Raw genomic sequence first — 6,439 nt, 5'->3', positions numbered from 1 at the left:
ATGTCACCTTTTAAATATGCTCCACCACCACTACATGGACCATCATACCAACAGAATTCAAATCGACAGTCTTCGATTCTGATGTTTCCCCAATATGCCAACACACCACACCCACGTTGCGCCGAGCTGGTACGTATTCGACAGTTTTGCAGCGTTAGGTTAGAATTCAATGAAAAGATAGCGCCGCCGGCCATCATCGGTGTTGTTCCATAAAAGATGTGCGGTGTTCCCAATCCATTTTCTACAGTAATACCGACGAACCGGATTGCATTCACATCGCGAATTTCAAATGGCGAGCGGGAGCGTGTGGAATCGATGCGAATCGAATCGGGAATCGTAATGATTGTAGAGATTGCGTCGGTGGAGTCGTGGGTGAAAAGGTATTGACTTGCTATTGTCAACGGACGGTCAACGAACACTTGATCGTAATATGTCCCGTGCATCAACAGCAGCGTATCCCCAGCGGAAGCAATTTGAACAATTTGTGAGATTGTGGGCGAGGTCTCCGAGATAATCCAAGTGGTCGCTTGCACTGGATGCCCCGAAAAACCAACGATGAAAAGCATGGTAAATAGGTATAAAAGCGGTAAAACATTACTTCTCCGGGTATTCATAGTAGCCTCCTTTGCATTGATACCGGAAAATCATGTTCTTCATTATACTGGGGATTATGTTAAAATGCAATAGAAATCGAGATTGTTTCTCTTTTTCCCTGAAGAACCAAAAATAAGCGAAAATGACGCACTCAAATGAAACTCTTTAGAAGCAGATCTATCTACAAGTTGGGTTTCAGCTACGTATCAAGAGAAGCTAACTTGATTTTGCAGTCCGGAATCTGTATACTCGCCTCTTAAAATTGTGATATTTGGTTGCGAGCGTTCAGACTCACTGCTATATTCAAATGATTTTACGCGGTTTAGGAAACCGTGATCTGTTGTTACTGACATAAAAGTTGGAGCGATTCAATGCCCACGAAGGCAAAACCAGCCAGTAAGGCAAAAATTAGCGGTACAGCCGCACCGGCAACGATTAAAAAGCAAACGAAAACCCCCGATCCGAGCCAGGATTTGGTGCTCAAGGTCGGTGATGGGGCGCTCTTACATGTTGCGGGCGGCGGTGCCCGCCCCGGAACCGAACTGGTGTTGCCTGCCAAGTTCCGGTTAAGCCATGAACAGCGGCTCCAATTGTTATTTTTAATGAAACTGACCCGGGGTACTGAAAACCGTATCATCAAACTATATCGCCAAGGGAAAATTGTTGGTGGCGTATACACCGGTGCTGGACAAGAAGCTACCTCGGTGGGCTCTGCCTTTGCATTGAATCCCGACGATTATCTGGTCCCGATGCACCGCGATATGGGCGCTCACATTGCCAAGGGGCAGTTGTTACGAAACATTTTCTCGCAGTACCTCGCCCGTGTCACCGCGCCAACTCGTGGTAAAGAAGGCAACATGCACATGGGTGATTTCAAGAAATTGATGACCTGTATGATCAGCCATCTTGGTGCAAATCTTCCGGTTGCTGTCGGTATCGGTTACGGGTACCTGATGCGCGGTGAGAAAAAGGTCGTTCTTACTTATATCGGGGACGGCGGCGCTTCGATTGGCGATTTCCACGAAGCGATGAATTTCGCTTCGGTCGTCAAGTCGCCGGTAGTGCTTTGTATCGAGAACAACCAGTTTGCCTATTCGACCCCGACTCGTCAGCAGTATAATTGTGAACATATCGCCGACCGCGCTATGGCTTATGGGATACCGGGATATGTCTGCGACGGCAACGACGCCGAAATCGTGTATTCCGTTACCAAGTCCCTCTTGGAGCGCGCTCGCGAAGGACATGGACCGGCGTTGTTCGAGAGTATGTCGATGAGGATGCACGGACACTCGGCGCACGACGATGCGTTTTATGTTCCGAAGAATATGTTCGAGGAGTGGGCGCAGCGCGACCCGATTTTACGTTTCCAAAAGCGGTTATTCGATGAGGGAGTTTTATCCGAGCACGAAATCGGTAAGATCGATCACCGGGTGGAATCGGAGATCGACGAAGCGGTGGAGTGGGCGTTAGCGCAACCGGAGCCACCGGCATACGAAGCGGGACTCGGAGTGTATGCCGACGAAACGCCCCAACTGTGGGCGGAGTACCGCGAACAACCGAAGCTTTAAATTTCACTTGAGGGAACTGCAATGAGTACAGTGACTGCATACATCGAATGGGATGAAGAATCAAAGATGTTTGTCGGCATTATTCCGGGAATTCCCGGCGCTCATACGCAAGGTGAATCGCTCGACGAGTTGAATCGGAACCTGCAAGAGGTGTTGGCGCTTTGCTTGGAAGAATCCGGTCATGAATACCCACTTCCCAATTTTGTAGGCATTCAACAAATTGAGGTTCCAGTGTGAATCGGTTGCCACAGATTGATTATACTTTGATGGCGAGAGTTCTACTGGTTTTAGGATTTTCAAGCACGCGCCAAAAAGGTAGTCATGTTTTCTTTCGGCATCCCGACGGTCGAACCACAACAGTACCGAACCATAAAGGTAGAGATTTGGCAAGACCGTTAGTCAGAGAAATTTTACGAGAGATTGAACTTACACCTGAACAATTTGCTCGAGTTCTTAACGAACTCTAAAAATGATGTAATGGAATTTGCGGCGGTTACGGGTTTAGAGATCAATGTAAACTCATGCCGCAGTTGTAATCGGATAAAAAATGACGCGCGATGAAGCGTTACGAATATTACGGGAGGACATGCCAGAACTTCGGGAGAAGTATCGGGTAAAGTATCTCGCCTTGTTCGGTTCGGTCGCGCGCAACGAAGCGACCGAGCAAAGCGATATCGATCTTACAGTAGAATTCGATACAGGTGTTTCGTTATTGGATCATGTGGGGACGATGTTGTTTCTTGAGGAACTTTTTGGTTGTAAGGTGGATTTAGTGACGCGAAGAACGATCAAAGGTCGAATACGTGATCGAATTTTCGCGGAGGAAATCCCAGTTGGGTAAAGACTGGCGGCTTTATGTGGAAGATATGGCGTTAGCGTCGTCGAAATGATCGACTACGCTTTTGAAATGACCGCCGATGATTTGACGAATGACAGGAAGACATACGACGCAATTGTAAGAAATGTAATAGTTTAGGGGAAGCAGCAAGACAAATTCCAGATGCAGTAAGAGCAAAGTATCCTGCAGTAGATTGGAGAAGAATTGTTGCGATAAGAAACCTGTTCGTCCATCAGTATGACGATATTGACGAATACGAGCTTATCGAAATCATCCGAAATGATCTACCTCAGCTATTAGTACACTTGAAACAGATCGTTGACGAAAACGAGTAAAGAAATCTTGCTTGTTGCAAGCAGTAAGACAACACGCATAATCATTCCATAAGGTGTGTGGAGGAATATAGTGGCGGACAAGGGACGTGGTGAAGTAGTCACCTACATCGACGCGATCACCATCGGTTTACGGGAAGAAATGGAGCGCGATTCGCGCGTCTGGTGTCTTGGCGAAGATATCGGAGTCTACGGTGGCGCATTCAAAGTCACCAAAGGTTTCATTGATAAATTTGGCGACAAGCGAATTCTCGATACGCCATTGTCGGAATCGGCAATCGTTGGCGTCGGTATCGGTTCCGCTTTGAACGGAATGATTCCGGTGGTCGAGATGCAGTTTTCGGACTTTATCACTTCCGGATTTAACCAAGTTGTGAACCAAGCGGCGAAAATGCACTACCGGTATGGTGCTCCGGTACCTATGGTCATTCGCTGCCCCTCTGGTGGCGGTGTCCACGGCGGACCGTTCCATAGCCAGAATCCGGAAATGTGGTTTGTGAAGACTCCAGGATTGAAGGTAGTTGCCCCCTCGACGCCATACGACGCCTACGGGTTGATCAAAGCGGCGGTGCGCGATCCGAATCCGGTGATCTATTTCGAGCATAAATATCTCTATCGCCGGATCAAAGAGCGCCTTCCCGATGAAGAGTATATCGTAGAAATCGGAAAAGCTGATATCAAACGCGAAGGTTCCGACATCACGGTTGTCACGTATGGATCAATGGTACACTTCTCGCTCGAAGCGGCGGAAACGTTGTCGAAGGAAGGGGTCGAAGTCGAAATCGTCGATTTGCGCACCCTGTTACCGATTGACCGCGAAGCAGTACTGAAGAGCGTACGGAAAACCGGACGGCTTTGCACGATTCACGAAGATACGCTAACTGCAGGAATGGGTGGAGAAATTGCGGCGATTGTCGCCGAATTCGCGTTCGATGCGTTGGATGCTCCAATCAAGCGGGTAGCCGCTATCGATACCCCGGTACCGTATGCGCCGCCACTGGAAGAATACTTCTCGCCGAATACCGAGAAAATTCTCGTAGCATTGCGTGAATTGGCTGCGTTTTAGTTTTATCAGAGTTGTTTCCGACAACCCGCTTGGCAGTTTGCATACTGCCGCTACTAACAGTTTTGACGAAGGGGTGCAGCATGGCGCACTATTCTATCAGCGACTTAACGACGATGCGCGAAATTCTCGAAATGGCGATGAAGCGCGAACAAGACAGTGTCAATTTCTATACGACAGCGTCGGAACGGGCTCAGACCGAAACCGAACGCAAGATGTTTCTTGACTTGGTTGAAGAGGAACAGGGCCATCGCGACTCGCTGCATAAGCAGTTGGAAGAAGTGCTCGCTCAACTCGAAATCGACCGTGCCATCACCGGTGAAGATGGGATGATTGACTAATTAATTCGCAAATGTTCCATTTACCATATTTGATTTAGGAAAAACGCATAATGGCAAAAGTCGATATGGTGATGCCGCAATTGGGCGAATCGATCGCCGAAGGCACCATCGTCAGTTGGAAAGCGAAAATCGGGGATACCGTCACCCGTGATGTCACGATTCTCGAAGTGGCAACGGATAAGGCGACCCTCGAAGTACCGTCGCCTGCTACCGGTACGCTCGTCGAGATTCTCGTCGAAAAGGATATCACTGTTCCGATTAAAACCGTGATTGCCCGGATCGAGACCGAAGCGGGAGCAGTTGCTCCAGCGTCGGCAGCGAAGGAAGAGAAGGTCGAACGACCGAAGGATTTCCCCGAACCGGTTATGACGGAGCAAGTCGATGCGCGCAGTTCGTCACCCCACGACGGTTCCGACCGCGGCGGGTTGCAGCCGAAAGAGTTTTCCCGCGGTGGCAAACCAGCCACCCCTGCACCAGCACCTGTCGCACCAGCGCCAGTGGCATCGTTGCCACCCGTCATCGAAGGGAAGCGATTCTATTCACCGGTTGTGATGAAGATGGCGAGCGAACACAACGTATCGATGGATGAGTTATCCCGCATTCCCGGAACGGGCCTTGAAGGTCGCGTCTCCAAGAAGGATATGGAGCAGTATCTGGCGCATCGTGGCAGTACGAGCAGTACGTCGGACATTCCTGTCCGACCAGCAGTTGTTGCGGCACCAACCGCTCCGGCATACACGACGCCCCCACCGCCACCGGCAACTGCCAGCGCAGTACCGACGGGAGATGTTAGTGGTTACATCATGGTGCCGCGTTATCCGCAATATCAGGCGAGCTGGAAGGAAGGCGACCGGGTCGAAGTACAGCCGATGGAGTACATCCGCAAGAAGATTGCGGAGCACATGGTGTACTCGAAGCACTTTGCACCGCATGTCTACAGCAATATCGAAATCGATATGACCCGGATCATGAAGTGGCGCGAAGCGAATAAGGATCGCATCAAGGAACGTGAAGGCGTAAACATTACCCCGACGGTGTTCGTTGCTCATGCGGTTTGTTCAGCGCTTAAAGAGCATCCGTGGGTGAATGCGAGCGTTCGCGGCACCGACGTGATCGTTCGGAAGGATTATCACATTGGTATCGCGGTGGCTACGGAAAAAGATTTGATCGTCCCGGTGGTGAAGCATTGCGATCAATTGTCGGTAATCGGGATTGCCAAACAGATTTCCTTGCTTGCGGCAAAAGCGCGTAGTAAGACGATAACCCCGGACGAGTTACAAGGCGGTACGTTCACGATTACGAATGCTGGCGTCTTCGGGAATATCTGGGGAGCGCCAATTATCAACCAGCCGCAGGTAGCGATTTTGAGCACCGGCGCTGTCGTAAAGCGAGCTTGGGTTACCACCGACGCCAATGGGGACGACTCAATTTCGGTGCGCAGCATCATGCAACTCACGTTATCGTATGATCACCGGGTTGTGGATGGCATGCTTGCCGGAAAATTCCTGAGCTTCGTTAAAAAGACGCTCGAATCGTTGAATCCGGAAGCGATGGGGTTGTAACGAACCAGTGACAAAGATGTATCGATGAGATGGAATGGGTAGACTAATTAGTCTGCCCATTTTTCTTGGGGGACATGCCGTAGCGATGTGTGTTTACAACGAAAGCACATATCAATTATTATAGAAAAATATATCCAATAC

8 protein-coding genes are annotated in these 6,439 nt (G+C 49.6%); 7 read left to right on the top strand and 1 reads right to left on the bottom strand.

The features are described from left to right. Positions 1-614, bottom strand: a 614-nt coding sequence (locus OEM52_13130; protein MDK9701080.1) for a hypothetical protein, incomplete at its 3' end; no start/stop codon positions are given. Between the two features lie 351 nt (positions 615-965). Here OEM52_13130 and OEM52_13125 point away from each other — a divergent pair. The 7 genes from OEM52_13125 to OEM52_13095 all read left to right on the top strand — a co-directional run bounded on the left by OEM52_13125 (position 966) and on the right by OEM52_13095 (position 6,298). Then, positions 966-2,162, top strand: coding sequence for a thiamine pyrophosphate-dependent dehydrogenase E1 component subunit alpha (locus OEM52_13125; GenBank protein MDK9701079.1), 1,197 nt, complete (start codon positions 966-968; stop codon positions 2,160-2,162). A gap of 21 nt (positions 2,163-2,183) precedes the next feature. Then, entirely contained in the window at positions 2,184-2,399 is a 216-nt protein-coding gene (locus OEM52_13120) for a type II toxin-antitoxin system HicB family antitoxin (GenBank protein MDK9701078.1), read from the top strand. Positions 2,400-2,428: 29 nt separating this feature from the next. Next, complete coding sequence (locus tag OEM52_13115) at positions 2,429-2,629, top strand: type II toxin-antitoxin system HicA family toxin (protein ID MDK9701077.1); 201 nt, start codon at positions 2,429-2,431, stop codon at positions 2,627-2,629. Positions 2,630-2,709: 80 nt separating this feature from the next. Continuing rightward, positions 2,710-3,003, top strand: a complete 294-nt coding sequence (locus OEM52_13110) for a nucleotidyltransferase family protein (GenBank protein ID MDK9701076.1) — start codon at positions 2,710-2,712, stop codon at positions 3,001-3,003. 402 nt (positions 3,004-3,405) lie between these two features. Next, positions 3,406-4,398, top strand: coding sequence for an alpha-ketoacid dehydrogenase subunit beta (locus OEM52_13105; protein MDK9701075.1), 993 nt, complete (start codon positions 3,406-3,408; stop codon positions 4,396-4,398). An 80-nt stretch (positions 4,399-4,478) separates the two neighbouring features. Continuing rightward, positions 4,479-4,736 carry a hypothetical protein gene (locus OEM52_13100; protein ID MDK9701074.1) on the top strand — a complete coding sequence of 86 codons (258 nt, stop codon included), beginning with the start codon at positions 4,479-4,481 and terminating at the stop codon, positions 4,734-4,736. Between the two features lie 50 nt (positions 4,737-4,786). Continuing rightward, positions 4,787-6,298 carry a 2-oxo acid dehydrogenase subunit E2 gene (locus tag OEM52_13095; GenBank protein ID MDK9701073.1) on the top strand — a complete coding sequence of 504 codons (1,512 nt, stop codon included), beginning with the start codon at positions 4,787-4,789 and terminating at the stop codon, positions 6,296-6,298. Positions 6,299-6,439: the final 141 nt, after the last annotated feature.

Source organism: bacterium, assembly GCA_030247525.1.
Classification (GTDB): Bacteria; Electryoneota; JAOADG01; order JAOADG01; family JAOADG01; genus JAOTSC01.
This window is presented reverse-complemented; position numbering and strand designations above follow the sequence as displayed.

Coding starts and splice junctions, on each gene's coding strand:
- OEM52_13125 (MDK9701079.1), top strand. CDS start 966: ATGCCCACGAAGGCAAAACCAGCCAGTAAGGCAAAAATTAGCGGTACA.
- OEM52_13120 (MDK9701078.1), top strand. CDS start 2,184: ATGAGTACAGTGACTGCATACATCGAATGGGATGAAGAATCAAAGATG.
- OEM52_13115 (MDK9701077.1), top strand. CDS start 2,429: ATGGCGAGAGTTCTACTGGTTTTAGGATTTTCAAGCACGCGCCAAAAA.
- OEM52_13110 (MDK9701076.1), top strand. CDS start 2,710: ATGACGCGCGATGAAGCGTTACGAATATTACGGGAGGACATGCCAGAA.
- OEM52_13100 (MDK9701074.1), top strand. CDS start 4,479: ATGGCGCACTATTCTATCAGCGACTTAACGACGATGCGCGAAATTCTC.
- OEM52_13095 (MDK9701073.1), top strand. CDS start 4,787: ATGGCAAAAGTCGATATGGTGATGCCGCAATTGGGCGAATCGATCGCC.